The sequence below is a fragment of the Ancylobacter sp. TW_SC_1 genome, from assembly GCF_056836805.1.
Genome location: NZ_CM166365.1, coordinates 1,991,373 through 2,017,853, shown reverse-complemented (window position 1 = coordinate 2,017,853; position 26,481 = coordinate 1,991,373). Strand labels below are relative to the sequence as shown.

General features: G+C 68.5%; 25 protein-coding genes and 1 pseudogene. 15 read left to right on the top strand and 11 right to left on the bottom strand.

From position 1 onward, the window contains the following. The first annotated feature begins 169 nt into the window (after positions 1-169). Both soxA and soxX read left to right on the top strand, forming a co-directional pair. On the top strand, positions 170-1,039 hold the full coding sequence (gene soxA / locus AC1PZ7_RS09270; RefSeq protein ID WP_482359176.1) for a sulfur oxidation c-type cytochrome SoxA: 870 nt from the start codon (positions 170-172) through the stop codon (positions 1,037-1,039). Positions 1,040-1,050: 11 nt separating this feature from the next. Continuing rightward, a complete protein-coding gene (soxX, locus tag AC1PZ7_RS09265) occupies positions 1,051-1,677 on the top strand; it encodes a sulfur oxidation c-type cytochrome SoxX (protein ID WP_482359175.1) in 627 nt (208 codons plus the stop codon). An 8-nt stretch (positions 1,678-1,685) separates the two neighbouring features. Here soxX and AC1PZ7_RS09260 read toward each other — a convergent pair whose 3' ends face one another. Then, positions 1,686-2,243 (bottom strand): SoxW family protein, encoded by a 558-nt coding sequence (locus AC1PZ7_RS09260; RefSeq protein WP_482359174.1) that lies wholly within the window; start codon positions 2,241-2,243, stop codon positions 1,686-1,688. Positions 2,244-2,266: 23 nt separating this feature from the next. Next, the gene (locus AC1PZ7_RS09255) at positions 2,267-2,992 is read right to left on the bottom strand and encodes a cytochrome c biogenesis CcdA family protein (RefSeq protein ID WP_482359173.1); all 726 of its coding nucleotides are present in this window, start codon (positions 2,990-2,992) and stop codon (positions 2,267-2,269) included. Positions 2,993-3,097: 105 nt separating this feature from the next. On the opposite strand from AC1PZ7_RS09255, the gene AC1PZ7_RS09250 reads away from it, so the two are divergent. The 6 genes from AC1PZ7_RS09250 to AC1PZ7_RS09225 all read left to right on the top strand — a co-directional run bounded on the left by AC1PZ7_RS09250 (position 3,098) and on the right by AC1PZ7_RS09225 (position 9,534). Further along, the gene (locus AC1PZ7_RS09250) at positions 3,098-3,493 is read left to right on the top strand and encodes a hypothetical protein (RefSeq protein WP_482359172.1); all 396 of its coding nucleotides are present in this window, start codon (positions 3,098-3,100) and stop codon (positions 3,491-3,493) included. A 54-nt stretch (positions 3,494-3,547) separates the two neighbouring features. Continuing rightward, a complete protein-coding gene (locus AC1PZ7_RS09245; RefSeq protein WP_482359171.1) occupies positions 3,548-3,913 on the top strand; it encodes an ArsR/SmtB family transcription factor in 366 nt (121 codons plus the stop codon). 67 nt (positions 3,914-3,980) lie between these two features. Continuing rightward, positions 3,981-5,102, top strand: coding sequence for a YeeE/YedE family protein (locus tag AC1PZ7_RS09240; RefSeq protein ID WP_482359170.1), 1,122 nt, complete (start codon positions 3,981-3,983; stop codon positions 5,100-5,102). A gap of 153 nt (positions 5,103-5,255) precedes the next feature. Further along, complete coding sequence (locus AC1PZ7_RS09235; RefSeq protein WP_482359169.1) at positions 5,256-6,239, top strand: hypothetical protein; 984 nt, start codon at positions 5,256-5,258, stop codon at positions 6,237-6,239. Then, on the top strand, positions 6,236-8,806 hold the full coding sequence (locus AC1PZ7_RS09230) for a vWA domain-containing protein (RefSeq protein WP_482359168.1): 2,571 nt from the start codon (positions 6,236-6,238) through the stop codon (positions 8,804-8,806). The genes AC1PZ7_RS09235 and AC1PZ7_RS09230 overlap by 4 nt, the downstream gene beginning before the upstream one ends. Positions 8,807-8,811: 5 nt before the next feature. Next, the gene (locus AC1PZ7_RS09225; RefSeq protein WP_482359167.1) at positions 8,812-9,534 is read left to right on the top strand and encodes a hypothetical protein; all 723 of its coding nucleotides are present in this window, start codon (positions 8,812-8,814) and stop codon (positions 9,532-9,534) included. Positions 9,535-9,612: 78 nt separating this feature from the next. Here the strand turns inward: AC1PZ7_RS09225 and AC1PZ7_RS09220 are convergent, their stop codons facing one another. From AC1PZ7_RS09220 to AC1PZ7_RS09205, 4 genes are read right to left on the bottom strand one after another with little or no spacing between them, the layout of a single operon-like run. After that, positions 9,613-10,563 (bottom strand): sulfonate ABC transporter substrate-binding protein, encoded by a 951-nt coding sequence (locus AC1PZ7_RS09220; protein ID WP_482359166.1) that lies wholly within the window; start codon positions 10,561-10,563, stop codon positions 9,613-9,615. 48 nt (positions 10,564-10,611) lie between these two features. Next, on the bottom strand, positions 10,612-11,382 hold the full coding sequence (locus AC1PZ7_RS09215; RefSeq protein ID WP_482359165.1) for an ATP-binding cassette domain-containing protein: 771 nt from the start codon (positions 11,380-11,382) through the stop codon (positions 10,612-10,614). 4 nt (positions 11,383-11,386) lie between these two features. Then, on the bottom strand, positions 11,387-12,244 hold the full coding sequence (locus AC1PZ7_RS09210; RefSeq protein ID WP_482359164.1) for an ABC transporter permease subunit: 858 nt from the start codon (positions 12,242-12,244) through the stop codon (positions 11,387-11,389). Beyond that, positions 12,244-12,828 (bottom strand): NAD(P)H-dependent oxidoreductase, encoded by a 585-nt coding sequence (locus AC1PZ7_RS09205; RefSeq protein WP_482359163.1) that lies wholly within the window; start codon positions 12,826-12,828, stop codon positions 12,244-12,246. Before AC1PZ7_RS09205 ends, AC1PZ7_RS09210 begins: the two co-directional genes overlap by 1 nt. Before the next feature lie 152 nt (positions 12,829-12,980). Between AC1PZ7_RS09205 and ssuD the strand changes: the two are divergent. From ssuD to AC1PZ7_RS09180, 5 genes and pseudogenes are all read left to right on the top strand, one after another. Beyond that, a pseudogene (gene ssuD / locus AC1PZ7_RS09200) lies at positions 12,981-14,180 on the top strand (FMNH2-dependent alkanesulfonate monooxygenase); the annotation flags it as partial. Positions 14,181-14,189: 9 nt separating this feature from the next. Further along, a complete protein-coding gene (locus tag AC1PZ7_RS09195) occupies positions 14,190-15,638 on the top strand; it encodes an FAD/NAD(P)-binding protein (protein WP_482359604.1) in 1,449 nt (482 codons plus the stop codon). Positions 15,639-15,916: 278 nt separating this feature from the next. Next, positions 15,917-16,921 (top strand): taurine ABC transporter substrate-binding protein, encoded by a 1,005-nt coding sequence (gene tauA / locus AC1PZ7_RS09190; RefSeq protein ID WP_482359162.1) that lies wholly within the window; start codon positions 15,917-15,919, stop codon positions 16,919-16,921. Positions 16,922-17,041: 120 nt separating this feature from the next. After that, positions 17,042-17,821, top strand: coding sequence for a taurine ABC transporter ATP-binding protein (locus tag AC1PZ7_RS09185; protein ID WP_482359161.1), 780 nt, complete (start codon positions 17,042-17,044; stop codon positions 17,819-17,821). Next, positions 17,818-18,693, top strand: coding sequence for an ABC transporter permease subunit (locus AC1PZ7_RS09180; protein WP_482359160.1), 876 nt, complete (start codon positions 17,818-17,820; stop codon positions 18,691-18,693). Before AC1PZ7_RS09185 ends, AC1PZ7_RS09180 begins: the two co-directional genes overlap by 4 nt. A gap of 120 nt (positions 18,694-18,813) precedes the next feature. Here the strand turns inward: AC1PZ7_RS09180 and AC1PZ7_RS09175 are convergent, their stop codons facing one another. From AC1PZ7_RS09175 to AC1PZ7_RS09155, 5 genes are all read right to left on the bottom strand, one after another. Next, a complete protein-coding gene (locus AC1PZ7_RS09175) occupies positions 18,814-19,281 on the bottom strand; it encodes a hypothetical protein (RefSeq protein WP_482359159.1) in 468 nt (155 codons plus the stop codon). A 16-nt stretch (positions 19,282-19,297) separates the two neighbouring features. Further along, positions 19,298-20,077 (bottom strand): anti-sigma factor family protein, encoded by a 780-nt coding sequence (locus AC1PZ7_RS09170; RefSeq protein ID WP_482359158.1) that lies wholly within the window; start codon positions 20,075-20,077, stop codon positions 19,298-19,300. Beyond that, positions 20,074-20,592 (bottom strand): RNA polymerase sigma factor, encoded by a 519-nt coding sequence (locus tag AC1PZ7_RS09165; protein ID WP_482359157.1) that lies wholly within the window; start codon positions 20,590-20,592, stop codon positions 20,074-20,076. Before AC1PZ7_RS09165 ends, AC1PZ7_RS09170 begins: the two co-directional genes overlap by 4 nt. A 106-nt stretch (positions 20,593-20,698) precedes the next feature. Beyond that, positions 20,699-22,156, bottom strand: a complete 1,458-nt coding sequence (locus AC1PZ7_RS09160; RefSeq protein ID WP_482359156.1) for a YncE family protein — start codon at positions 22,154-22,156, stop codon at positions 20,699-20,701. Positions 22,157-22,166: 10 nt separating this feature from the next. Beyond that, complete coding sequence (locus AC1PZ7_RS09155; protein WP_482359155.1) at positions 22,167-22,664, bottom strand: DUF305 domain-containing protein; 498 nt, start codon at positions 22,662-22,664, stop codon at positions 22,167-22,169. 220 nt (positions 22,665-22,884) lie between these two features. Here AC1PZ7_RS09155 and AC1PZ7_RS09150 point away from each other — a divergent pair, with 220 nt between their 5' ends. Beyond that, on the top strand, positions 22,885-23,310 hold the full coding sequence (locus AC1PZ7_RS09150) for a nuclear transport factor 2 family protein (RefSeq protein WP_482359154.1): 426 nt from the start codon (positions 22,885-22,887) through the stop codon (positions 23,308-23,310). A gap of 662 nt (positions 23,311-23,972) precedes the next feature. After that, a complete protein-coding gene (locus tag AC1PZ7_RS09145; RefSeq protein WP_482359153.1) occupies positions 23,973-26,471 on the top strand; it encodes a glucan 1,4-alpha-glucosidase in 2,499 nt (832 codons plus the stop codon). Positions 26,472-26,481 lie beyond the last annotated feature (10 nt).

Here is a 26,481-nt window from a genome sequence, read left to right as displayed (position 1 = left end):
GTCAGCGATCTTTTTTGCCGGTGACGAACATACATATTGTGATATTAAATTTTTTGAATGTAAAGTGGGCTATCGAGCGATCGCCAAAGCCTATCATCGCTCGCCACTGAGACCGCTTCAACACCCTCGCAAGAAGGGTGCAGACGCGGCTCAACAGCTGGGGAAGCACATGCCCAAGGAACCGATCCGACCCAAGGAACACGCCCAACCGACGCGGCGTTTCGTCGCCGGATGCCTGACCCTCGCCCTCATCGCGCTGCCCTTCATCCTGACCACCGCGCAGGGCGCCGAGGACGAGAGCGAGAAGGAGATCGAACGCTACCGCCAGATGATCGAGGACCCGATGGCCAATCCGGGCTACCTCAACGTCGACCGCGGCGAGGTGCTGTGGAGCGAGCCGCGCGGCACCAAGAACGTCTCGTTGGAGACCTGCGATCTCGGCGAGGGGCCGGGCAAGCTGGAGGGCGCCTATGCCCACCTGCCCCGCTACTTCGCCGATTCCGGCAAGGTGATGGACCTCGAACAGCGCCTGCTGTGGTGCATGCAGACGATCCAGGGCTTCGACACCAAGCCGATCGTCGCCAAGCCGTTCTCCGGCCCGGGGCGCACCTCGGACATGGAGGACCTCGTCGCCTTCGTCGCCAACAAGTCCGACGGCATGAAGCTTCATGTCGAGCTGGCGACGCCGCAGGAAAAGGAGATGTACGCCATCGGCGAGGCGCTGTTCTTCCGCCGCTCCTCGATCAACGACTTCTCCTGCTCCACCTGCCACGGCGCCGCCGGCAAGCGCATCCGGCTGCAGGCGCTGCCGCAGCTGGACATCCCCGGCAAGGACGCTCAGCTCACCATGGGCACCTGGCCGACCTACCGCGTGTCGCAGAGCGCGCTGCGCACCATGCAGCACCGCATGTGGGACTGTTACCGGCAGATGCGCATGCCGCCCCCCGACTACGGCTCGGACGTCGTGACCGCCCTCACCCTCTATCTGACCAAGCAGGCCGAGGGTGGCGAGCTCAAAGTCCCGTCGATCAAACGCTGAGGGAGGCGCACATGTCATTCACATCGCTCATGAAACGCGTCGCGCAGGTCGCCGTCATCACCGCCCTGCCGCTGGCCGCCACCGCCCAGGAGGGCACCACCGTCGATCCGGCCCGCGTCGATGCGGTCGTGAAGGCGGGCTTCACCAAGCTGCCGGAGGGCTGGGGGTCCCGCCTGCAGCAGGACGAGACGCAGCGCATCTGCTCGCTGACGCGCAACAATCCCTCGCCCGAACAGGCCGCGACGATCATGAAGCTGGAGGAGGTCCGGATCACCTTCCCGGAAGGCTCCGTCCTCGGCAGTTGGAAGGACGGCGCCAAGGTCGCGCAGAACGGGCGCGGCGGGCAGTTCAGCGATCCGCCCGGCACGGTCAGCGGCGGCAATTGCTATGCCTGCCACCAGCTCGACCCGAAGGAAGTGAGCTACGGCACGCTCGGCCCGAGCCTTGTCGGCTACGGCCGCGAGCGCAAGTTCGACCCGGAAGACGCCAAGGCCGCCTTCGCCAAGGTCTATGACGCGCAGGCCACGCTGGCCTGCTCCAGCATGCCGCGCTTCGGCGTCAACGGCGTGCTGACCGAACAGCAGATCAAGGACGTCGTCGCCTATCTGTTCGACCCGGACTCGCCGGTCAACAAATAGGCGCGCGCCTAGGGCGCCTTCTGCGCCGCCATCCAGGCCTCGAAGCCGGTGCTGTCATAGGCGCCGGCTTCGACATATCTGAACATGGCCATGAATTCCGGCTTGGGCAGCAGGCCCGGCAGCCGGGCGACCTCGACCACCCTGCCCTCGCGCACCCCGAAGAACTGGAAGGTCGGCGTGGCACGCACGGCGTAGTGGCCGGCCAGCGCCTTCTCCGTGAGGGACGCGCCGTCGAAGCCCGTCACCTCCCGCGACCCGTAGATGTCGAGATGCACGACGTCGAAATGGTCGCGCACATAGGCCTCGATCGTCGGATCGGCGAAGTACTCGGTGTGCAGCCGCTTGCAGAGCGGGCAGCCGCGCTGGCTCCACTGCAGGGCGAGGATCTTCCCCTTCCCGCGCGCCGTCGCCTCATCGTCGGCGAGGTCGAGGAAGCTCTCCACATACCAGTCCTGCACATAGAGCCCGTCATCGCCGAGGCGGGCCGCCGCGCGGGCGGGGCCGGCGGGCAGCAGGAGCGCGCCTGCGCCCAGAGCAAGCGCGCGGCGTGTCAGGCGAACATCCATGATCGGCTCCATCGCAGGCGCGCTCATCCGATCGCGCCGAGTGTGGGGAAGGCGTCGAGCAGCCAGGCGGACAATTGCGGCATCCAGCCGCCGATGAAGACGAAGCCGGTGGCGACAAGCAGCACGCCGGACGCCTTCTCGACCAGGCCGAGCCGCGAGCGCATCGCCGCCGACCAGCGCAGGAAGCCGGTCGAGAACGCCGCCGCGGCGATGAAGGGCAAACCGATCCCGGCAGCATAGGCGGCAAGCAGCAGCACGCCCTTGGCCAGCGAATCCTCGGTGCCGGCGAGGATCAGGATCATCGACAGGATCGGTCCGACGCAGGGCGTCCAGCCGAAGCCGAAGGCCAGGCCGACGAGATAGGCGCCGATAAATCCGGCCGGGGCGCGCGCGACATCCGGCGCCACCCGCCGGTACAGCAGCGGAATGCGCAGCAGGCCGAGAAAATGCAGGCCGAACAGGATCAGCATCGCCCCCGCGACGATGGTGAGCACCGGCGCATGCACGGCGAGCCACTGGCCGAGCTGCGAAGCCGTGGCGCCGAGCAGGATGAAGACGCTGGCAAAGCCGGCGACAAAGATGACGGAGAGCGAAACCAGCCGCCCGCGTGTCGCGCCCTCGCCCGACAGGCCCCGGCCCGCGCCGCCGAGAAAGCCCAGATAGGCCGGCACCAGCGGCAGCACGCAGGGCGAGGCGAACGACAGGAGGCCAGCCCCGAAGGCCCCCGGCAGCGTGATGTCCAGCGACACGGCGTTTCCTCCGATCGGCACCCGCTCTGCGGCGGATTGACCGTCGTATTCATATTCGAATGCGTATATATAACAAGCGTGCCCCGACGTCATCGGACAGGTTCAATGGACGCCCACGATCACGCGAAGATGAGCACCCGTTCGGCCGTCGGCCTCGGGCTCGGCCTGCTGGGCGTGTTGCTGATGCTCGCCTTGCCCGCGCGGGCGGCGGAACTGCTGGTGTTCGAGCGGCCAGGCTGCGTATGGTGCCTGCACTTCGACCGCGAGGTCGCGCCGATCTATCCGAAGACGCAAGAAGGCCGGCTGGCGCCGATGCGACGGATCGACATCGACGAGGGCGACATGTCCGGTCTGGTTCTCGCCACGCCGGTCCGGCTCGCGCCGACCTTCGTGCTGGTGGAAGATGGGCGCGAAGTGGGACGCATCCTGGGCTATGCTGGCGAGGATGCGATGTGGGGCCTGCTTGCCGATCTGACGAAAAAACTGTCCCGAACTCCCTGAGGCTTTTGCGGGGGTCATCGGTTTCGGTAAGCTGGAGGTGAAAGCGACGTGGTAATGGCTGGAATCGTTTCGAAACGCATAGAAGACGAGCTCCGGGATGGACCGGAAGTCTCGCCCGAGCTCGACCGACTGATGCGCAATGCGCGCGCGGCGAGCGATTTCCTCAAGGCCGTGTCGCACGAAAACAGGCTGCTGGTGCTGTGCCTGCTGGCGGAGCGCGAGCGTTCCGTCACCGAGCTCGAGAACATCCTGTCGCTGCGCCAGCCGACCGTGTCGCAGCAGCTCGCCCGCCTGCGGCTGGACGATCTCGTCACCACGCGCCGGGACGGCAAGACAGTCTATTACAGCCTCGCCGACGACGATGTGCGGCAGCTGATCGGGGTGATCTACGACATCTTCTGCGGAAGCAAGGAAGACTGAAAAAACAAAAGCGCCGGCCGAGACGGGCAGAAGCCTGCGATGGCGTGGTACGGGAGGACCGGGCGCGATGGACGACTTCAATTCGTGGTGGGCCGCCCTGGCCGGCCTCGCCATAGGTGTCGCCGTGGGCTTCACCACCCGCCGTGCGCGCCTGTGCAGCTTCGGCGCCATCGAGGACGCGCTGGTGGGTTCCGACACCCGCCGTCTGCGCGTCTTCGGGCTGGCGCTCGGCATCGCCATTGCCGGGACGCAGTTTCTCATCCTCGCCGACCTGCTCGATCCGCAGGCCACTTCCTACGTCCCCGGCGCGCTGCCGTGGATCGGCATCGCGCTCGGCGGGCTGATGTTCGGCCTCGGCATGGCGCTGGTGGGAACCTGCGCCTTCGGCAGCTGCGTGAAGCTCGGCTCGGGCGACCTGCGCAGCCTCGTGGTGCTGCTGGTCTTCGCCGCCACCGCCTATGCCGTGCTGCGCGGCACGCTGGCGGTCTACCGGATCAATGTCGGCGAGGCGATGGCTCTCGTCATTCCGGTCTCGGGGCAAGCGGATCTGCCCGGCCTCGTCGACCCGGTTCTCGGCGTCTCCAGCCGCGCCGTCCTGGCGGCGGCGGCGGCCGCGGTGCTGATCGCGCTGGCGCTGACCGACATTCGCCTGCGCAAGGCCCGGCGCCTGCTCACGGCGGGCGCCGTCATGGGGCTCGGCGTGATCGGCGGCTGGCTGGCCACGCAGCATCTGGTCGACGAGTTCGCGCAGGCGGCGCGACCGCAGAGCCTCACCTTCGTGGCGCCCGCGGCAAACACGCTGCAGGGCCTGCTGTTCGATGCCGGCACTCTCGTCAATTTCGGTACCGCCTCGATTGCCGGCGTGATCATCGGCGCCTTTGCCGCCGCGCGCGCCAGCGACGAATTCCGCTGGGAGGCGTTCGACGATGCCCGCGAGATGAAGCGCCATCTGGCGGGCGCCGTGCTGATGGGGGTCGGCGGCGTGCTGTGCGGGGGATGCACCATCGGCCAGGGCATAACGGCGGGCTCGCTGCTCGCGCTGTCCTTTCCGCTGGCGGTGACGGGCATGGTGGTCGGCGCTCGGCTCGGCATCGCGTTCCTGGTGGAGGGAACCGCGTTCTTCTTCCTCCATCCTCGCCGGGCAGCGGCGCGGCCACGCGTTCCGGGCGGCCGGCGCTCGCGTCCCTGAGGCGTCGCGACGGAACGAACCGCGCCGAGGATGCGGCACCCCATCGGGAAAGACCGATCCTGCCGGTGGGGAAGCCGCGACTACCATATGGTAGTATTGCCGGTTCTCTGATGCCCATAGGCTCGCTTGCGCCGCCATATCGGGATTTTCAGAGTGTCAGCCTTCAAGGTTTCCACCTCGCTCGCGCTCATGCGCAGGACCGCTCCCTTTCTTGTCTTTCGCCTGCTGGTCTATGCCGGCATCGCCGCCGCCTATGTGTTGGCGACCGGCATCGGCGCCGGGGTCGGCTATGGAATAGGCGCCCTCTGGGAGGATGAGACCCGGCTATCCGCTGGACTTTACGGCGCAGCTGCCGGCTTCGGGCTCGTCGGCGCCGTGCTGTATCTGCTGCGCGAATACATCCTGTACATCGTCAAGGCCGGCCATATCGCCGTCATGGTCGAGCTGCTGCAGAATCGCGAGATTCCGCATGGCCAGGGCCAGATCGCCTACGCACAGATGATGGTGACGGAGCGTTTCGGCACCTCGAACGTGCTGTTCGGCATCGACCATCTGATCAAGGGTACGATCCGTGCCGTGACCGGGCTTCTGGAAGGAGTGCTGTCGCTCCTGCCTGTTCCGGGGCTGGACAAGCTGGCGTCGATCCTGCGCGCCTATCTGAAGATTGCCGTGGGGCTGATGGACGAGGTGATGCTCGCCTATTGCTTCAACAATCGCGGGCAGGATCCCTACACCGCCTCGCGCGCGGCACTGGTGCTCTATGCCCAGAACGCCCGGCCGCTGATGATGAGCGCGGCCTGGGTGACGGCCTGGGTCTGGCTGTTCTCGCTGCTCGTCTTTCTCGTGATGCTGGTTCCGGCGGGCGCCGTGGTCTGGCTGATGCCGGGCCAGGTCTCCGCGGGCGGCTTCGTCTTCGCCGTCCTGTTCGCGTGGGCGTTCAAGGTCGCCATCATCGAACCCTTCGCCATCGCCTGCATGCTGCAGGCCTATTTCAGGCTGACCGCCGGCCAGACACCCAATCCCGAATGGGAAGCCAGGCTCGACCGCGCTTCCGACAAATTCAAGGCCCTCGGCCGGCGCGCCGGAGCCTGGGTGAGCACGCGCATCGGCTTCGACACACAAGGAAAACCGACATGAGGTCCCCGCTCAAACACGCACTGGCCGCGATTCTCCTGTCGGCCGGACTGGCGCAGGCCGAGGCGCCGCGCACCATCATCGTGATGGACGGTTCGGGCTCGATGTGGGGCCAGATCGACGGGCGAACCAAGCTGGAAGTGGCCCGCGAAACCGTCGCCAAGGTCCTCGGCACGGTGCCGGCCGATCAGGAGCTGGGCCTCATGGCCTATGGCCACCGCACCAAGGGCGATTGCCGCGACATCGAGCTGATGGTCGCGCCCGCCAAGGGCACCGCCCGGGCGATCGGCGAGCGGGTGAGCACCATGCGCTTCCTCGGCAAGACGCCGCTGTCCGACGCGGTCCGCCAGGCCGCAGAGGCGCTGCGATACGGCGAGGAGGCGGCGACCGTCGTGCTGGTGACAGACGGGCTGGAGACCTGCAATGCGGACCCGTGCGCGCTGGGCCGGGAACTGGAGGCGGCGGGGCTGAACTTCACCGCCCATGTCATCGGTTTCGGCCTGACCAAGGCGGAAGGCGCGCAGGTCGCGTGCCTCGCGGAGAATACTGGCGGACGCTATATCGAGGCCTCCAACGCGAACGCATTGCGCGAGGCCCTCGCCTCGACGGTCGCGGCTCCGGCACCGCCACCGGCGCCCAAGCCGGCACTGCCCACCGCCAGACTGAGCGCACCGGACAGCGCACCGGCCGGATCGGTACTCAAGGTCGGGTTCGAGGCGCCGAAGGGTGATTACGACTACATCCATCTTCTCGACGGGAAGGGCAAACGTGTCGCCGAAGCCGCCGTCGGGAACGAGAACCCGCTTTCCCTTCGCCTGCCCTTCGAACTGGGGCGCTACGAACTCGTCTATTCCCAGCGCGCCGCCGGCATCATCGCGCGCCGCCCGCTGACCGTGACGAAGGCGGAGGTCATGTTGAGCGCGCCCGACAGCGCGCCGGCCGGCGCGCTCATCGAGGTCGGCTGGACCGGGCCTTCGGCGGAGCACGACTACATCCAGCTTCTCGACGCCAGGGGCGAGCGCGTCGCCGAGGCGGCCGTCAGCGATGGAAACCCGGTCAGGCTGCGCCTGCCCTTCGCTCCCGGACGCTTCACCCTGGTCTATGCCTTCAAGAATCAGGACGTCATCTTCTCCCGCCCGATCAGCCTGACGGAGGCAAAGGTCGCCCTGACAGCCCCGGACAGGGCGCAGGTGGGCTCCGAGGTCGCCGTCGCGTGGACCGGTCCCGCCGCGGACTATGACAACATCCAGCTGGTGCGGCAGAGCGATGGCGACCGCGTCACCTACGACTATGTGAAGAGCGGCAACCCGCTGAGCTTCCGCATGCCGGACGAGCCGGGGATCTACGAGTTCCTCTATGTCTTCGGCGACAGGGACGTCATCGCCCGCCGGCCGATCACCGTGGTGCTGGAGAAGGTCGAGGCCGCTCCCGCGCCCGCGCCCAACCGGATCGAGACCGCGGCCTCACCCGCCTCGCAGGACGGCTCTTCGCTGACGCCGCAGGATCTCGTGCCGATCACGCTTCAGGCCGACATGGGGACGATGGGGTTCAATATCGTGTGGTCGGCGACCCCGGTTCCGGGACAGAACCTGCCGCCCGAAGCCTGGGCGATGAATGAGGGCACGCCGGATCCGGTCGAGGCGGACTTCTTCCCCGGCCAGTACGATGTCGTCGGCGATGCGGGAGACAATGTCTTCGCGGGCCGGATCACCGTGGTTGCGGGGGCCGCGAACCGCTTCGTCATCCCGCCCTCGCGCGAACTCAGTCCCGCCGGCGAGGACGACGCCCGGGCCGACGACGGCCTGGTGACGCTGCGGCTCGCAGGCGCCCCCGCCGGCGGCTCCATCCGCTGGTTCGCCTCCCCCGTCGGCGGTCAGGATACCCTTGCCGTTGCCAGCACCGATCCGGTCGCCGGGCCCTGGCAGACGCGGATCGACCCCGGCCTGTGGCTGATCACCGGCAAGCCGGCCGACGGCGCGGGCATAACCCATATGGCGCTGAAGCAGCTTTCCGCATCGCCGGTACCTCTCGATATCGCCGTCGGGCCTCCCGCCTACACGGCCCGCGAGGCGGTCGAGATCGACGGTCTCGCGCGGGCCTGCGACGCCCCGGAGCCCTGCCTTGATCGCGATGCGGCCACCGGCCTCGACCTGCTGCTGCCCAGCGGCTGGGGGATGGAAGCCCCGCTGGTGATGGAAACCGCGGCCGGCGTCGCCGCCCGCTACCCCTCGACCGTCTTCCTGCCGCTGCGGCCGGACCGCAACGAGACGATGATCGCGCTGAACTCCCGCCAATGGGACGCCATGCTCGGCCCCTGCGAGGATATCGCGATCGGCACGCTCTGCCGCACCGAGCCGATGTCGGGACCCGACCTGCAGGCCTATCGCATCCTGGCGGCGACACTGGAGGTCGCGGCGCCCGCGGGCCCGTCGCGTGCGCCCAACACCCGGACGGCACCGGGGAACGTGCCCACCGGCATGATCAAGGCGATCGGCGGCATCGAGGTGAAGCTCCCCGACGGGCTCGACCCGCTCGAAATCCTCGCCCCGCAGCTGTCTGGAACGGAGTAGGCCTCTTGATACGACGTCTCCTGATCACCGCCATGACGGCCCTTTTGCCGGTCATGGCGCAGGCCCAGCAGAACAGTGGCGAGGAACTCATGGTGGCGCGCTGCGGCCCGGGCGGCTGCACCTGTGCGCTGGTGGACATCAGTCAGGACGATCTGGCGTTCCTGCTCGGGCCCGACATCCCCGCCAATGCGACGCGCATGACGCTGGTGTCGATGGGCGGCAAGACCTATCTCTCGCCGCGCAACGCCGACGAGGTGCATCGCGCGGCCGGGGGCACGGGTCGCTGCGAGGTGCAGCTGTTCGAATCCATGACTCCCAGGGACGGGTTGTGGCGGAGTTCGGTGAGAGTGAGTTCCATGTCCGGCTGCCTGCCGCAGGTGGCGCAGATGGCGCCTCCCATCGTCGACGATATGGGCGCCACGGTGCCCGTCACCTGGAACGGACGCTTCCATCCGGAGCGCCTGTCGGGGGGCGCATCGGCACCGATCGTGCAATGGACCGAGGTGGCGCCGGGCCGCTTCAAAGGGCGGCTCGACATCCCGTCCAACGGCGTTCTGGAGGTCAGCGCGGACCTGACGTCGACGCTGCTGACCCCCGAACGCGCGACGGCCACGATGCAATTGCGCATCGGCGCGGCGAAGGGAGCCAACGCGGCCATACTCGCCGCCGCCGGCATGGCCAATTGCCGGACCCTGGCCGTCTATGACTTCAGGCGTCTGGGCAAGTGACGCACGGCAACGCCGCTCCGGACAAGCGATGGAGGCCTGATCACTGAAAGGAGTGGCGGTCGACATGGGCGGCACGCCTCACAGACCCGGCCGCACCACGGCGTCGGCCACCCTGATCCGCTTCGGCAGCAGGCCCAGTTCGAAGAAGGTGTCGGCGATGAGCTGCTGGTCGGCGATCACCTTCTCGGTCAGCGGGCCGACGCCGAAGCTCTGGCGGCCGATGGCGATGGAGAGGATCGGCGCCGGGATGCCCGTCGTCGGCGCGAGTTCGGCCACCGCCGCGGCCGGGTCCTTCTGGATCCACGCATTGGTCTCGTGGATCGCACCGATGAGCGCCTCGATGAGCTTCGGATTGGCCGAGGCGAAGCCGCGCGTGCCGAGATAGAACTGGTAGTTCGGCACGATGCCCTCCGCCGTGGTCAGTACGCGCGCCTTGCTCGCCACCTCGGCCGAGGCCTGGAAAGGATCCCAGATCACCCAGGCGTCGATCGCGCCCTTCTCGAATGCCGCGCGGCCGTCGGCGGGCGGCAGGAACTTCACGGTGATGTCGGAATAGGCGAGGCCGGCCTGTTCCAGCGCCTTCACCAGCAGGAAATGGACGTTCGATCCCTTGTTGAGACCCACCGTCTTGCCCTTCAGGTCCTTCACCGACCGGATCGGGCTATCGTGCGGCACCAGGATCGCCTCGCCCTTCGGCGCCGGGGGCTCATTGGCGAGATAGACGAGATTGTCGCTCGCCGCCTGCGCGAAGATCGGCGGGGTCTCGCCGGTCTGGCCGATGTCGATGGCGCCGGCGTTCAAGGCTTCCAGCATCTGCGGGCCGGCGGCGAATTCCGCCCACTTCACCGACACGCCGAGCGGCTCCAGCTTCTTCTCCAGGATGCCGCGCCCCTTCAGCAGCACCAGCGTGCCGTATTTCTGGAAGCCGACGCGCACCTCGCTGCCGGCGGCAAAAGCCGGTTTCAGCGCCGGCGCGGAGAGAGTGACGGCGAGGCCGGCGAGCACAATGCGGCGGGAAAGCATGGTCATAGCGGGGCCTTTCGCAGGACGCGGCGCATGTGGCGCGGGGTCAGGAGGTCAGGAGGAGAAGAGCTGGGCGAGGATGCGCCCCTCCAGCTCGGCGAGTTCGGCCGACCCGCGCCGGCGCGGGCGGGGAAGATCGACGGCGAGGTCGAGCGCCACGCGCCCATGGTCGATCAGCAGCACCCGGTCGGCGAGCGCCAGCGCCTCGGAAACGTCGTGCGTGACGAAGATCGCGGTGAAGCCCTGTTCGCGCCAGATGCGCTCCACCAGCGCCTGCATCTCGATGCGGGTCAGCGCGTCGAGGGCGCCGAGCGGCTCGTCGAGCGCCAGAAGCCGCGGGCCAGAGGCAAGTGCGCGCGCGAGCGCAACGCGCTGGCGCTGCCCCCCGGAGAGCACCGAGGGCCATTCGCCCGCCCGGTCCGCCAGCCCCACCTCGTCGAGAAGAGCGCGGGCGCGCGCCGGGCGCTGCTCACCCGCCACCGAGGCCGGAAGCCCGACCTCGACATTGGCCAGCACGCGCGCCCAGGGCAGCAGGCGCGGTTCCTGGAACATGATGCGTACCGCCTCGCTGTCGTGCGGGCCCTCGAACACGATCCGTCCCGCGCTTGGCCGGTCGAGCCCGGCGACGAGCCGCAGCAGCGTGGACTTGCCGCAGCCGCTCTTGCCGACGATGGCGACGAACTGTCCGGGCGGAATGTGGAGATCGATATGGTCCAGCACGCGCGCATCGCCGAAGTGCCGAGCCAGTCGATCAAGCTTCAGGCCGACGCCGCGCGCCGTGATGGCGGATCCATCGAACCTCTGGCGGGCGGAGAGCTTGGTCATCGGCTCAGCTCCGCGTCAGCGTCTGGAAGGCGGGATGCCATTGCAGGCAGGCGCGTTCCAGCTGTCGGGTGAGCACATCCGCCAGCTTGCCGAGAAGCGCGTAGATGAGGATCGCCAGCACCACGATGTCGACCAGCAGGAACTCGCGCGCCTGCATCGCCATGTAGCCGAGGCCAGAAGAGGCGGCGATGGTCTCGGCGACGATCAGCGTCAGCCACATGATGCCGAGCGCGAAACGCAGCCCGACGAAGATGGAGGGCAACGCCCCCGGCAGGATCACCCGACGAAACAGTTCCGTGGACGACATGCCGTAGACGTGGCCCATCTCGATCAGTTGCGGGTCGACCGTGCGCACGCCGTGCAGCGTGTTGATATAGATCGGGAAGAACACCCCCAACGCCACGAGGAAGAGCTTGGCCTCCTCGTCGATGCCGAACCACAGGATGACCAGCGGGATGAGCGCCAGATGCGGCACGTTGCGGACCATCTGCAGTGTCGTGTCGGTGTAGCGGTGCGCGAGGTCGGAGAGGCCATTGGCGATGCCAAAGGCGAGCCCGATAATGCCGCCGACCAGCAGGCCGGCGGCGGCGCGCAGCGCGCTCACACCCATATTGTGCAGCAATTCACCGGATTTCAGCGCCGCCCAGCCGGCGAGCGCGATGGCCGAGGGCGCGGGCAGGACGTTGGCGGCAAGGGCGCCGCTGCGCGAGAACATCTCCCACGTCACGACGAGGGCGGCCGGCAAGATCCAGCCGGCGACGCGGCTCTCCAGCGCCGCGAGGCGGCGCGAGCGCGGCCTCGCGGACGCCGGCCTGCGGATGAGAGACTGGCCGATCCGGGCCCCGAACTCGACGAGTGACATCAGGCCGCCGCTCCTGTGAACCTACGCGCGGGGCGACGCCGGAGGCTTAGCGCCTGCGTCGCCTCTTCGATCAGCCGTTCAAAACGCTGCGCCGGCGCCCCGTCGGCCACGCGGCCCTCGGCAAATTCGCGATCGGTGAAGAAAACGCCGGTGCCGAGCGGCTGGGCCTGGAAGAAGGCGAAGAGCGGCCGCAACTGGTGTTCGACCATCAGTGCATGACGGTCGCTTCCGCCGGTGGCGAGCAGCGCCACGGGAACGCCGTCCAGTCCGCGATAATCGACGAAGTCGATGAAATGCTTGAACAAGCCCGAATACGCCCCCTTGTAGACCGGCGAGCCGACGACGAGCAGGTCGGCGCGTTCCACGGCCAGCAGGGCGGCCTCTTCCGCCGGGCCAGCATCGTCACGCCCGCGCATCGCCCCGAGACCGGGGAGTGACGCCACATCTACAATTCTGGTGTCGACCCTCACCCCTGCCCCGGCCACCGCATCGGCTATTCGGGCCGCCGCAAGCTGCACAAGCGAAAGGGTTCGTGAGGGCGAGGAAAGCCCTCCGCTCAGGCCGGTGATGCTGATTTCTTCCATAGGCCAATGCCTCGCAAAACGTTCTTCAAGAGCCTGCACATGAAAAATATCATTGTCTATAGAAAATATCGATTATAGAGTTGCTGAGGTCGAGCATCTCCGGCGTGACGGCGCAGACGCCGCCGCCGACCCACCAGAAGGAAGCCACTCCCATGTCCAACACAGGCCACCTGTCCAAGGTCTCTCCGCCTTCTACTACGGCGCCACAGCACGACGGCCTGAACGTCCTCTGGTTCCTGCCCACCCATGGCGACGGGCGCTATCTCGGCACCGGCCTCGGGGCGCGCGAGACGGACATCGACTATCTCAGGCAGGTGGCGCAGGCGGCCGACCGGCTCGGCTATTACGGCGTGCTGATCCCGACGGGGAAGAGCTGCGAGGATTCCTGGCTGGTTGCCTCAGCGCTTGCGCCGGTGACCAAGAAGCTGCGCTTCCTCGTGGCGGTGCGTCCGGGCCTCGCCTCGCCCACTCTCTATGGCCGCATGACGGCGACGCTGGACCGCATCTCCGACGGGCGGCTGCTGATCAACATCGTCACCGGCGGCGACCCGGTGGAGAATGCCGGCGACGGCATCTTCCTCAATCATGACGAGCGCTACGAGGTGACGGACGAGTTCCTCACCGTCTATCGCCGCCTGCTGGCCGGCGAGCATGTCCGCTATTGCGGCAAGCACATCAAGGTCGACGACGCCCATCTGCTGTTCCCGCCGCAGCAGGCGGGCGGTCCGGCGCTGTATTTCGGCGGCTCTTCGGACGCAGCCAACAAGGTCGCCGCCCAGCATGTCGACAAATACCTCACCTGGGGCGAGCCGCCGGCGGCGGTCGCCGCCAAGATCAGCCAAGTGCGTGCGCTCGCCGAGGCCGAGGGCCGCAAGGTCTCCTTCGGCATCCGTCTCCACGTCATCGCCCGTGAGACCGACGCCAAGGCGTGGGAGGCGGCGGAGGACCTGATCCGCTATCTCGACGACGACACCATCGCGGCGGCGCAGAAAGTGTTCTCGCGGCTCGATTCGGTCGGCCAGTCGCGGATGCAGGCGCTGCATGGCGGACGCCGTGATAAGCTCGAAATCAGCCCGAATCTGTGGGCCGGCGTCGGGCTGGTGCGCGGCGGTGCCGGCACCGCACTGGTCGGCTCGGGCGAGACGGTGGCGGCGCGCATGCAGGAATATGCCGATCTCGGCATCGACAGCTTCATCCTCTCCGGCTACCCGCACCTCGAAGAGGCCTACCGGGTGGCCGAGCTGGTGCTGCCGCGCCTGAAGCTCAATCACGGCATCGCGCAGGGCCCCGCCGGCGTGAACACCGGCCCGTTCGGCGAGACCATCGCCAATGACTACCGCCCGGCCGCGCGCTTCCGCCTCATGAGCGCGGCAGACGTGGAAGGGCGGGAACTTCACGTCCCGGTGGCGATCATCGGCGGCGGCTTCTCCGGCGCCGCTGTGGCCTGGCACCTGCTGCGCCTGCGGCCGGACCTGGAGCGGGTCGTCATCATCGAGCCGCGCGCCGAGATCGGGCGCGGCCTGGCCTACAGCGCCGGCGACCCGAGCCACCGCATCAACGTGCCGGCGACGCGCATGTCGCTGCTGCCGGACCAGCCGACCCATTTCAACGACTGGCTGGAGGCGTCCGGCGCTCTCGACGCCGACCCGGCGGCGCGGATGGCCGACGGGCGGAACTTCCCCGCCCGCTCGGTCTTCGGCGCCTATGTCGCTGAGCAGTTGGCCACGCTCGGCCCGCGCGTGGTGCATGTGCGGGCCGCCGCCGAGGCGGTGGACGCCATCAAAGGCGGTTATCGCATCCGCTCCTCGGATGGCTCGACCGTCCATGCCGACCTCGTCGTGCTGGCGGTCGCCCATGCCCCGCCGAGCCCGCCCCCCGTTCTCGCCACCGCCCTCGCCGGCCACCCGCGCTTCGTGCCCGACCCCTGGCAGACCGAGGCGCTGGCGGCGATCCGTCCACGCGACCGCGTGCTGATCGTCGGCACCGGCCTCACCATGGCGGACATCGTCGCCAGCCTCGACCGGCTCGGCCATCGCGGCGAGATCGTCGCCGTCTCCCGTCGCGGACTGCGCTCGCGCGGCCATCCGGCCGTCCTGCACGAGCCCTTTGGCGACTTCGCCGCCGCGCCGGCGCGCACCGTGCGCGAGCTGGTGCGCCGGATCCGCGCGACCATCCGCGCCGCGCAGGCGCAGGGCAGGAGCTGGCACTGCGTGCTCGACCAGGTGCGGCTGCAGGGCAGCACGATCTGGAACGCCCTGCCGCTCGCGGAGAGAAAGCGCCTGCTGCGCCATCTGCGTCCCTTCTGGGACGTGCACCGCTTCCGCATCGCCCCGCAGGTGGAGCAGGGGCTGGACGATCGTCTCGCGGCCGGCACCCTCGCGCTGCGCGCCGCCTCGCTCAAAGAGGTTCGGCGCGAAGGCGACGCGATCGAGGTGAGCCTGCGCGTGCGCCGGACCGGCGCGGTGACACAGGAGACCTTCGACGCCGTCATCACCGCCACCGGCCCGGCGCATGGGCGGGTGTTCGCCGACAATCCGGTCCTCGCCGGCCTAAGGGTGGCGGGCCTCGCCCGTCCCGATCCGCTGCGGCTCGGCATCGAGGTAGCGGTGGACGGGCGCACCATCGGCGCGGACTGCACGCCGCAGGGGGGCCTCTATGTCGCCGGCCCGCTGGCGCGCGGCACGGTGGGTGAGCTGATGGGGCTGCCCGACGTCACCAACTACGCGATCCGGGTGGCGGAGAATGTCGCCCGGCAGCTCGGCGCCCGTGACGTTTCCGACGTATCGGCAAGGCGTTACACCTCTGCCTGACGATGCGCCGCCGCCGCCGGACGTGAGGTACGCGATCTTCAGAAAATAATCTACTCAATAACTAGATTTCTATTGACCACCCCTCCCCGCTCTGCTCTGATGACCCTACCGACGCTGCCGCTGCGCCTTCGCCAGCCTGCCGGCGTCCGACCCAAGGGGGCGCACATGACCTGGACCTGTCGACGCCGCTGATCGCGGCCTCTCCAGCTTCACCCGACATCTCAACGGCCTGAACGCGGGCGCAGCGCGCCCCGACGGCCTGTCTATGGATATGACCAATGACCGCTCTTTCCCGCCGCGGCCTTCTCGCCGCCACGGCCGCGCTCGGCCTTCTGATCGCCGCCCCCGCCTTCGCCGCGGACGTCACCATCGGCTACCAGACCGGCGCAGATCCGGCCAAGGTGGCGCAGGCCAATGGCGCCTATGAGAAGGCGACCAAGGCCAATATCGACTGGCGCAAGTTCGACAGCGGTGCCGACGTGATCGCCGCCATCGCCTCCGGCGCCATCCAGATCGGCTATGTCGGCTCCTCGCCGCTCGCCGCCGCCGCCAGTCGCGAAGTGCCGATCGAAACCATCTACATCGCCGCCCTGCTCGGCGATGCCGAGGCGCTGGTGGTGCGCAATGGCGCGGGCATCGAGAAGCCCGAGGACTTCAAGGGCAAGAAGGTGGCCGTGCCCTTCGTCTCCACCACGCACTACTCGCTGCTGGCGGCGCTGAAGCACTGGGGTGTCGATCCCAAGAGCGTCGAGATCCTCAATCTGCGCCCGCCGGAGATCGCCGCCGCCTTCACCCGCGGCGATATCGACGCCGCCTATGTCTGGGATCCGGCGCTGGGCAGGATCAAGGAGACCGGCAAGGTCTTCGCCTCCTCGGCGGATGTCGCCAAATGGGGCGCCCCGACCTTCGACGCCTGGATCGTGCGCAAGGACTTCGCCAAGGTGCACCCCGAGATCGTCGCCGAGTTCGTCAAGGTGACGGCGGATTCCTACGCCGATTACGCGAAGAACGGCGGCTCCTGGACCGCGTCCTCGCCGCAGGTCCTCGCCATCGCCAAGCTCACCGGCGCCAAGCCCGAGGAAATTCCCGAACTGCTGAAGGGCAACAGATTCCCGCTGCTCGCCGACCAGCTCTCCGAGGGACTGCTCGGCGGCGGTTCGGTCGAGGCCATCGTCGCCACGTCGAATTTCTTGAAGGAGCAGGGCCGCATCGACGCCGTGCTGAAGGATTACGGACCTTATGTCAGCCGGACGCCCGCCGAGCAGGCCGCCAAGCTGAACTGACGTTCCCGAGCGTCGTGGTTGGTGAGAACCGCGACGAACTTGAAGGCCCGGCACCGATGCGCCGCTCCGGCGGCAGGTCCTGCCGGGCCATTTTCTCTCCCCCCGAGTCTGGTCCGCGCCATGAAACTGACCCTCTTTCGTCTCGGCGTCCGCTTTCCCCTCCCGGCCGGCGGCGAGGCGCGCGTGATCGAGGACATCAGCCTTGCCATTCCGGCGGGTGAGTTGGTGGTTCTGCTCGGCGCCTCGGGTTGCGGCAAGTCCACCCTGCTCAACGCCATCGCCGGCTTCACCCCGCCCTCCGAGGGCGAGGCATGGGTCGACGCCCGGCGCATCGAGGGGCCCGGTGCCGACCGCGGCGTGGTGCTGCAGTCGGATGCGCTCTACCCCTGGCTCAATGCGCGCGAGAATGTCGGCTTCGGTCTGCGGCTGCGCGGGATCGGCCGGCCCGAGCGCGACGCCCGGGCCGAGGAGGCGCTCGCGCTGGTCGGCCTTGCCGGCAAGGGCGAGCATGCCGTGTGGCAGCTTTCCGGCGGCCAGCGCCAGCGCGTCAGCCTGGCACGCGCCCTGGTCGCGGATCCCGAGGTCCTGCTGATGGACGAGCCGCTCGGCGCGCTCGACGCCCTGACCCGCGAGCAGATGCAGGATCTCGTGCTGGATGTCTGGCGCCGCACCGGCAAGACCATCGTCTTCGTCACCCATGGCCTCGACGAGGCGCTCTATCTCGGCACGCGCATCGTCGTGATCGGCGGACGGCCGGGGCGCATCGTGCTGGACGAGCCCTCCGGCTTCGGCCGCCGCGTGCTCGACGAGGCGATCGGCGGCCGCATCAAGTCCACCCCCGACTTCGCCGCCGCGCGCGAAAGGCTGCGCGACGTCATCTTTGCCGGAGCCCCCACATGAGTCAGGCGATACCCATTCCCGTTCCCGACATCGCTCTTCCGCTGGTCGTGCCGGCGGAGGGCGTGCCCCACCATCTCGCGCCGGCGTCCGCGCTCACGCTGCCCGCCATCCCGAAACGCGCCTGGATATCGGCGGCAACCATCACCGGCGTCGTCCTTCTGTGGTGGGCGGCCAGCGCCGGCGGGCTGGTGACGCCGCTTTTCCTCCCCTCGCCCGGAACCGTGCTGAACCGCCTGGGCCGCCTCGCCACCGAAGGCTTCATCGACGCCACGCTCGCCCAGCATCTGGGCGCCAGCCTGCTGCGCGTCTTCCTGGCGCTCGCCGCGGCACTGGCGATCGGCATACCCGTCGGCCTCGCCATCGGCCTGACGACGGTGGGGCGCGGCATTCTCGATCCGGTCGTCGAGTTCCTGCGGCCGATCCCGCCGCTCGCCTACCTGCCGCTGGTCATCATCTGGGCCGGCATCGGCGAGACGGCGAAGGTGCTGGTGATCGCGCTCGCCATGCTGCCGCCGATCATCATCGCCACCGCCTCGGGCGTGCGCTCGGTTGACCGCAGCCGCCTGAACGTCGCCCGGGCGCTGGGCGCGACACGCGTTCAACTGCTGGGCTTCGTCGTCCTGCCGTCCACATTGCCCGCCATCCTCACCGGCACCCGCATCGCGCTCGGTGCCGGCTGGTCGACGCTGGTCGCCGCCGAACTGGTCGCCGCCACGCGCGGCGTCGGCTTCATGATCCAGTCGGCCGCCAATTTCCTCGCCACCGACGTGGTCCTCGCCGGCATCCTCGTCATCGCCGCCGTCGCTTTTGCGTTCGAATGCCTGATCCGCCTGGCCGAGCGGCTCTTCGTGTCCTGGAGCCACTCGACGTGAACCGATCCAGCCGTCGCCGCGCCCGGGCGGGGCCGACACCCTGAGATGTTCGGAACGCTCGACGGGCTGTCGTCGGTGACAGGCACGCCTGCGGAATCGGGCGCGCCGGCCCTCCGGCTCCTAGATCAGTCCCGCGAGCACCACGAAGAACGCGGTGTGGGCGATCGCGAAGGCGACGATCCCGATCACGCTCAGCGTCCTGACGCCGGCGAATCCCTGGCCGAGGGCGGGCAGCACGATGGCGGCGTTGACCAGCCAGACCAGCGCTGCGTAGACGAGCCCTTTCTCAAGGGCCGATCCGGGCAGGAACGGCTTGATCCGCAGATAGATCACCACCATGGCGAGCCCCACAGCGACCTTGAAGCCATTGGTGAAGAGCGCGCCATTGGGATCGGGAAGATGGAGCGCGGCCCAGGCGCGATCGATGCCAAGCATATGAAGCGCAGGCCCGGTCCACAGCTTGACCAGCCGCTGGAAACCGCCGCGTGCGGTCACGATGCCGAGCCGGTCGGCGAAGCCGAGAAGGAGGAAATTGACCGCCAGCGCGATCATGCTCGCGAGCAGCGCTCTGAGATAGGTGGCAAGCATGACGGTCTTCCCGCGCTCACGCCTCGGTGCGGATCTGGCGGCGTGCTTCGTCCGCCAGCGGGTGCAGCGTGTCCGGTGCCACCGCACCGACGAGGCTGTAGCCGAGACCGTTGTCAGCCCAGGCAAAGCCGTTGAGGTCGCCTTCCGCGTGCGGCGCCATCGGCATGTCAGGCTCGCTCCGCATCGGTCGCGCCAGCATCACGAGCCGCGTCCCGCGATCGTCGTCATACATGAACAGCGCGGCGGGCCCGTGCTCGGTCGGCACCACCCGCCCGCCCATGAGCCGATAGCCCGCCGCCGTCAGGTCCGGAATGGCGACCGGGCGGCCAACACGCTTCGTCGTCCAGGCGGCGAGCACGTCGCGATCGTTCGCGCGGATTTCGACCGGGCGGACCTGATCGGGCGCATAGGCAGCGTAGCTCGCCGCCGCCTCGCGGGCGAGCGCCTGTACGCCGCCGGACGGCGGAATCGTCAGGTCGCGCAGCGACCAGCCACCGAGACCGCCGACGCAGAGCATCAGAACGGCCGCCGCGACCATCGCCCAGCGCGGCGCGGGCCGCGGACGACGGCGTTCCTCGATCATGCGCGACAGGTCGAGCTCCGTCGGCACCGGCTCCTCGATCACCGGCGCGAAGGCGGCGCGCAGCATGTCACGCTGTTCGCCATAGACGGCGATGCGGCTGGCCATTTCGGGATGGGCCTGCAGCCAGGCGCTCACCTCGGCACGGCGGGCGGGATCGAGCGTGTGGTCGACGAAGCCGTTGAGATCGTCTTCGGTGATGGGACGAGAGCTCATTTCACGCTCCGAAGATAAGGTGGCGACATGTTCGCCCGCGGTTCGGCCGACATAAGTCTGGCAAGGCGTTCGCGCGCGCGCGACAGCCGCGACATGACGGTGCCGATCGGTGCGTCAAGCACCCGCGCCGCGTCGGCATAGGAAAGCCCCTCGACAGTGACCAGCAACAGCACCGTGCGCTGCTCGTCGGGAAGCTGCGCCAGCGCGGCGAGCAGTTCGCGGTGGCGCAGCCCATCCTCCTGTGGCGCAGCGATGGAGAGGCCCGTCGCCTCCACATCGTCCAGAGCCACATGGACGGGACGCCGCGCCGAGCGGCGCAGCCGGGTCATGGCAAGATTATGCAGGATGGTGAAAATCCATGCCCGCGCATTATCGTCCTGGCGCCGCTGGTGCCAGCGGCTGATGGCGCGTTCCAGGCAATCCTGCACGAGATCGTCCGCCGCCGCGCGCTCGCGCATCAGCGCCCGCGCATAGCGCCTCAGCGCCGGAATGAGCGGCTCGATCAGGCCCACCATCTCCTGATTCACGGTGTCTCCTTTCGGGAGTGGTGGGCCGCTCGCGCCTGTGCGAGCGGCCCGCCCTGGTGCCATTCTGGAGAGGCTGACGAGAGGCGATCCCTCGTCAGTCGAACGTCTGGCGTTGCACCACCGCGCCCGGCTGGGCCGTCGTGCCCTCGGCGATGACGAGATAGCGTCGCGCCGCCTTTGCGTCGCCCTGGACGATCTGGCGGATCGGTCCGGCGGCATTGACGATGGCGGAGCCCGCCGGATTGGTCATGAAGCTTGAGAGCGGCTCGAGCGTGCCCTTGCCGTCCGGCTGGCTGGCCAACGCCAGAATATAGGGCTTCTTCGGCTCGAGGCCGGTGACGGAGGCCTGCAGGATCTGGATCAGGCCCTGGTCGAACAGCGAGACGCTGGTCGGAACCTTCTCGCCGACCTTCCCGCCCTTCGCCAGGCTGAGATGGGCCGCCTGCCCGGCGACGCCGAGCGGCTGGAGGTTCTGCGTGCCGTCGCCCTCCGGTACTGCGCCGGGCACGTAGTTGACCGCCTGCGGCGCCTGGCCGACGGGAATGGTGGCAATCACCTTGTTGGTCAGCGTGTCGATGGCGGCCAGCGCATCGGCGTTCTCCAGCCCGACATAGACCCGCGAGCCATCGCCCGCCGGCCAGAGGCCGTGCGGCAGCTTGCCGACGGGAATGGTCGCGACCAGCGAGAAGTCGTCGGTGCGGAACACCTTCACCTCGTTGAGCCCGCCGACCGTCACATAGGCGAAGGTGCCGTCGGCGTTATGGGCGAAGTTGACGTGGTTGGTGATCGGGCCGGTATCGATGGTCTTGATCACGTCGAAGGGCGGCTGCGCGTTGAACACCTGCGTCTTGCCGATGTCCTTCAGCGTGAGCCAGACCTGCTTGCCGTCCGGCGTCGCGGCGATGTTCGGACAGAACGGGCTCGCCTGCTTCACATGGCCGACAATCGTGTGGTCGGCGACCGAGATCACCACCGTCTCCGGCATGAAGGAGGAGCAGACATAGCCGTATTTGCCGTCGGGCGAGAAGATCTGCATGCCCGGCCCGTTCGGCACCTTGATGCGGGCCTTCTCCTCATAGGTGGCGCTGTCCAGCACGGCGATGTAGTCCTCGCCGCGCACCGTCACCCAGACCTCCTTGCCGTCCGGCGTGAAGAACGCCTCGTGCGGCGAGCGGCCGACATAGGTCGTGTGCTTCACCGCATTGGCCGCGGTGTCGATGAAGGTGACGGCGTTCGAGCCGATCGACACCACCGCGAGGGTTTTGCGGTCGGGCGAGAAGCCCATGCCGTGCACCAGCACCTGCCCCTTGTAGAGCGGGCTGAAATTGCCGGGCTGCGGATCGCCGAGGCGGATGACGCCGACCAGCTTGTTGGTGGCGGGATCGGTGACGGAAACAGTGTTGGAGAACTGCTCGGCGGCATAGATGCGGTCGCGGCTGCTCAGCGGGATGTCGGGGGCGGAGGCGGCGAACGGCGCTTGTCCGGCGAATGCCGGCATCGCGCAGGCGAGCAGGCTGCTGGCGAGCAGACCCGTCAGGAAGGGCTTGGTCATCGGTCGGCTCCTATTTCGTCGGCATCGACATGGCGGGCGACATCGTCATGTTGCCGGCGGACATCGTGCTGTGAGGCATGACGGAATGGTCGTGGACGGGGGCGGCATCCGGCGAGGTCGGTGCCGGCGAAGAGGGCTGCAGCGGCTGGCCGAGCGCGAGCCGCATCGCGGCGATCTCCTGCTGCTGCTCGACCACGATCTCCTGCGCGAGACGGCGCAATTGCGGGTTCTTGCCATAGCGCAGATAGGCGACCGCCATGTCGATGGCGCCCTGGTGATGCGGGATCATCATTGCCGTGAAGTCGGCGTCGATGTCGCCGGTCGGCTTCACGTCCATGTTCGCCATCATCCTGTCCATCGCGGCGGCGTTCTCGGTGAGGAACGGTGTTTCTTCGCTCGCGGCGGCGGCGCCATCGGCTCCCTGGCCGTGGTCATGCGCCTGAGCCGCGGGGCCAGCCAGGCACGCCACGAGCAGAACGCCGATGCAGGCGAAATGTCGTTGTCGCATGGGCTTTTCTCCTTCGGGCGCAATGGCGCCTTCACGAGGTTGGACGGCGCGCCGCCCGGATTATTCCGGCCCTGCACGGATTTTTCTCCGGCTGTTGCATCGACACGTCCGACGCCCACGCCCTGCGGCGAGAAAGTCGGAGCCGTCGGTCCCACCGGGCGGAATAAATCGGCGCGGCGCGTGTCTCCCGTGTGCAGCCCACATTTGGAGATACCCGCACATGCGCCTTTCAACCTTCGCCGCTACCCTCGCCCTCATCGCCGCTTCCGGCTCGGCCGCGCTGGCGGGCCCCGTCGAAGACCTTGCGAAATCCCGTATCGATGCCATTGCCGGCGGCGACCTCGCCACCGTCACCGCCGCTTACGGCCCTGCCGCAACCCTGCACTGGGTCGGCGGTCCGCTCGACGGCAGCTACAGCCAGCCGGGCAAGATCAAGGAGGTCTGGTCGAAATTCTTCGCCGCCCAGGGCGTCCAGACGGCGACCGTCGCCGCGACGTCCGAGGCGGTCAATCCCAAGGGCGGCACCGTGACGGCCGACATCGCCTTCGTCGGCAAGAACACCGTCAAGGTGCGCTACGTGCTGCTCTATCGCGACGGGAAGCTCGTCGACGAGATCTGGCAGGTCAATCCGGCCGCAGCCTATTGAGCGGCTGATCCTGTGGGGGCGGCCATCGTGCGGTTCCCACAGGAACTCAACGACCGAAACGGCAGGACCGGACAGGCTCCCATTTCCGAAGTCGACACGGAGTGACGGCGGCTTCGCGGCGCCCCGCGGCAGCCCACGCCGTCGTTGAGGACTCAGGGCAGGAAACGTCCCGTCCCCGGTTCACGGAGGCCGATCGCCAACGGATGATGCTGTCGAACAGACAGGGCTTTCCCGCCTGCCAACGCGAACATCGCACCGTGGAACGGCATGTCCCATGGGCGGCGGAGCCGACACTCAGCATTCGCCACTTGGGGCTGAACTTTCCTGCGATGTCAGAGATCTCCGTGGCCCTGCGCCTGTTCACCGGTCACCGGGACCGCGCCGGCCGCCACGCGAACGGCCAGCGTCAGCCCCCAGCGCGGCGGGCGTGGAGACGGGCCGCAGCCCAGTAGAACGGGACGTCCATCCGGTACGCCGGCCCGTTCGGCATCGCGGGCGAGTTCCAGCGGCCAACGGGCCCTGAGCGACCCGACGCCGGCGATCTCGGGAATAAAGCCTCTGCGTAATTCCTCTGCGGGCTTGGCAGCCGGCTCGAGTGGTCCCAGTCTACGCCCCGGCCGCGACCAGGATCGACGGCCCAATGATCTAGGGGGAAACCATCCATGACGGAGGACAACGCCATCACGCCGCCGGGCGGGCCCGGCGGTCCGGCACGCTGGACATCGAGCGCCAAGGTGGGCGTCGGCACAGCCCGCACCGCGGCGAGCCGGCTCTGGTTCACCCTGAGCCACGGCATCCTCAACGAGATCTACTATCCCCGCGTCGACACCGCCTGCACCCGCGACTTCGGCTTCCTCGTCACCGGGCCGGACGGCTATTTCGCCGAGGAGAAGCGCGACGCCGAGCACGAGGTCGGCGTGCTCGAGCACGGCGTGCCGGCCTATCACCTGCTCAACACCGCCAATGACGGGCGCTGGCGCATCCAGAAGCAGATCCTTGCCGATCCGCGCCGGGAAGTGCTGATCCAGAAGGTCACCTTCGAGGCGCTGATCGGCGACATCTCGGATTACCGGCTGTTCGCGCTGCTGGCGCCGCATCTCATCAATGCTGGGGCCGACAACACCGCCTGGGTCGGCGACTACAAGGGCACGTCGATGCTGTTCGCCTCCGGCCGGCGCGGCCAGTCGCTGGCGCTCGCCTGCTCCGTGCCGTGGAAGGCCCGCTCGGTGGGCTATGTCGGCACCTCCGACGGCTGGCAGCAGCTCAGCCGCACCGGCGCCCTGGACGAGCGCTACCAGCGTGCCGATTGCGGCAATGTCGCGTTGAGCGCGGAAATCGACCTTGCCGCCTGCGAGGGCGAGATGCTGGTCGCGCTCGGCTTCGGCGCCCGGCCGGAGGAGGCCGGGTTCCGCGCGGTCGCCAGTCTGCACGAGGGCTTCGAGGAACTGCGCCGCAACTATGTGCAGGGCTGGCGCGCCTGGCAGAGCACGCTGCTGCCGCTCGACCATCCGCAAAGCCGTTCCAACATCAACACCTACCGCGCCAGCACCATCGTGCTGGCCACCCACCAGCCCTATTCGATGCCCGGCGCCATCATCGCCAGCCTCTCCATCCCCTGGGGCTTCAACAAGGGCGACGAGGACCTCGGCGGCTACCATCTCGTCTGGCCGCGCGATCTCGTGGAGAATGCCGGCGGCCTGCTGGCGGCCGGCGCGGTCGACGAGGCGAAGTCCGTGCTCGGCTATCTGCGCACCATCCAGGAGGCGGACGGCCACTGGTCGCAGAATGTCTGGCTCGACGGCGTGCCCTATTGGGGCGGCGTGCAGATGGACGAATGCGCCTTCCCCATCCTGCTCGCCGACATGATCCGCCGTGGCGGCCATTTCGCCCACGGAGAACTCGACAGCTACATGGGCATGATCGAGCGCGCCGCGCGCTTCATCGTCCTCAACGGCCCGGTGACCGGCCAGGACCGCTGGGAGGAGGATGCCGGCTACTCGCCCTTCACCCTGGCGGCGGAAATCGCCGCCCTGCTGGCCGCCGCCGACATGATGGACCTCTTCGGTCGCAAGGACGAGGCGCAGTATCTGCGCGAGAAGGCCGACGCCTGGAACGACTCCATCGAACACTGGACCTTCGCCACCGGCACCGACCTCGCCGACCGGCTCGGCATCGAGGGCTATTATGTGCGCGTCGCCCCGCCCGAGACGGCGGACGCGGCCTCCCCGCTCGACGGCTTCGTGCCGGTGAAGAACCGCCCGCCGGGCGACACCGACCAGCCGGCGGCGCAGCTCATCTCGCCGGACGCGCTGGCGCTGGTGCGCTTCGGCCTGCGCGCGCCGGACGACCCGCGCATCCTCGCCACCATCAAGGCCATCGACGCCATACTGAAGGTCGAGCTGCCGCAGGGCCCGGTCTGGTACCGCTACAATGGCGACGGCTATGGCGAGCACGAGGACGGCGCGCCCTTCGACGGCACCGGCATCGGCCGCGCCTGGCCGCTGCTCACCGGCGAGCGCGCCCATTACGAGATCGCCGCCGGCAATCTGGTGCGCGCCGGGCAGCTTCTCGTCACGCTGGAGGACTGCGCCGGACCGGGCGGCCTGCTGCCCGAGCAGGTGTGGGACCAGGACGACATTCCCGCCCGCGAACTGTTCAAGGGGCGCCCCTCGGGCAGCGCGATGCCGCTGGTCTGGGCGCATTCCGAGCACATCAAGCTCATGCGCTCGCTGCATGACGGCAAGGTGTTCGACACGCCGCCGCAGACCGTGCAGCGCTATCTCGTGAACAAGGTGACGTCGCCGCGCCGCCTCTGGCACTTCAACCAGAAGCTCCGCTCCCTCCCCGCCGGGCTCTCCCTGCGGGTGGAACTGCCGGCGCCGGCGCTCATCCACTGGTCGCTCGACGGCTGGACCACCACGCAGGACACGCCGACACGCCCCACCGGCTTTGGTCTCCACATCGCCGACCTGCCGACCACCATCGCGCAGCACGGTCGGCACCTGCGGTTCACGCTCTACTGGACCGAGCCCGGCACATGGGAGGGCGAGGACTTCGCCGTCGCGGTCGACGGCGACGGATCGCTGTTCCACGCCAGCGCCGACGAGGACGAGCACGAGGTGAGCCGGCGGGTCGCCGAGCCGGCGCAGGCGTCGAGTTGAAGGGAAGAAC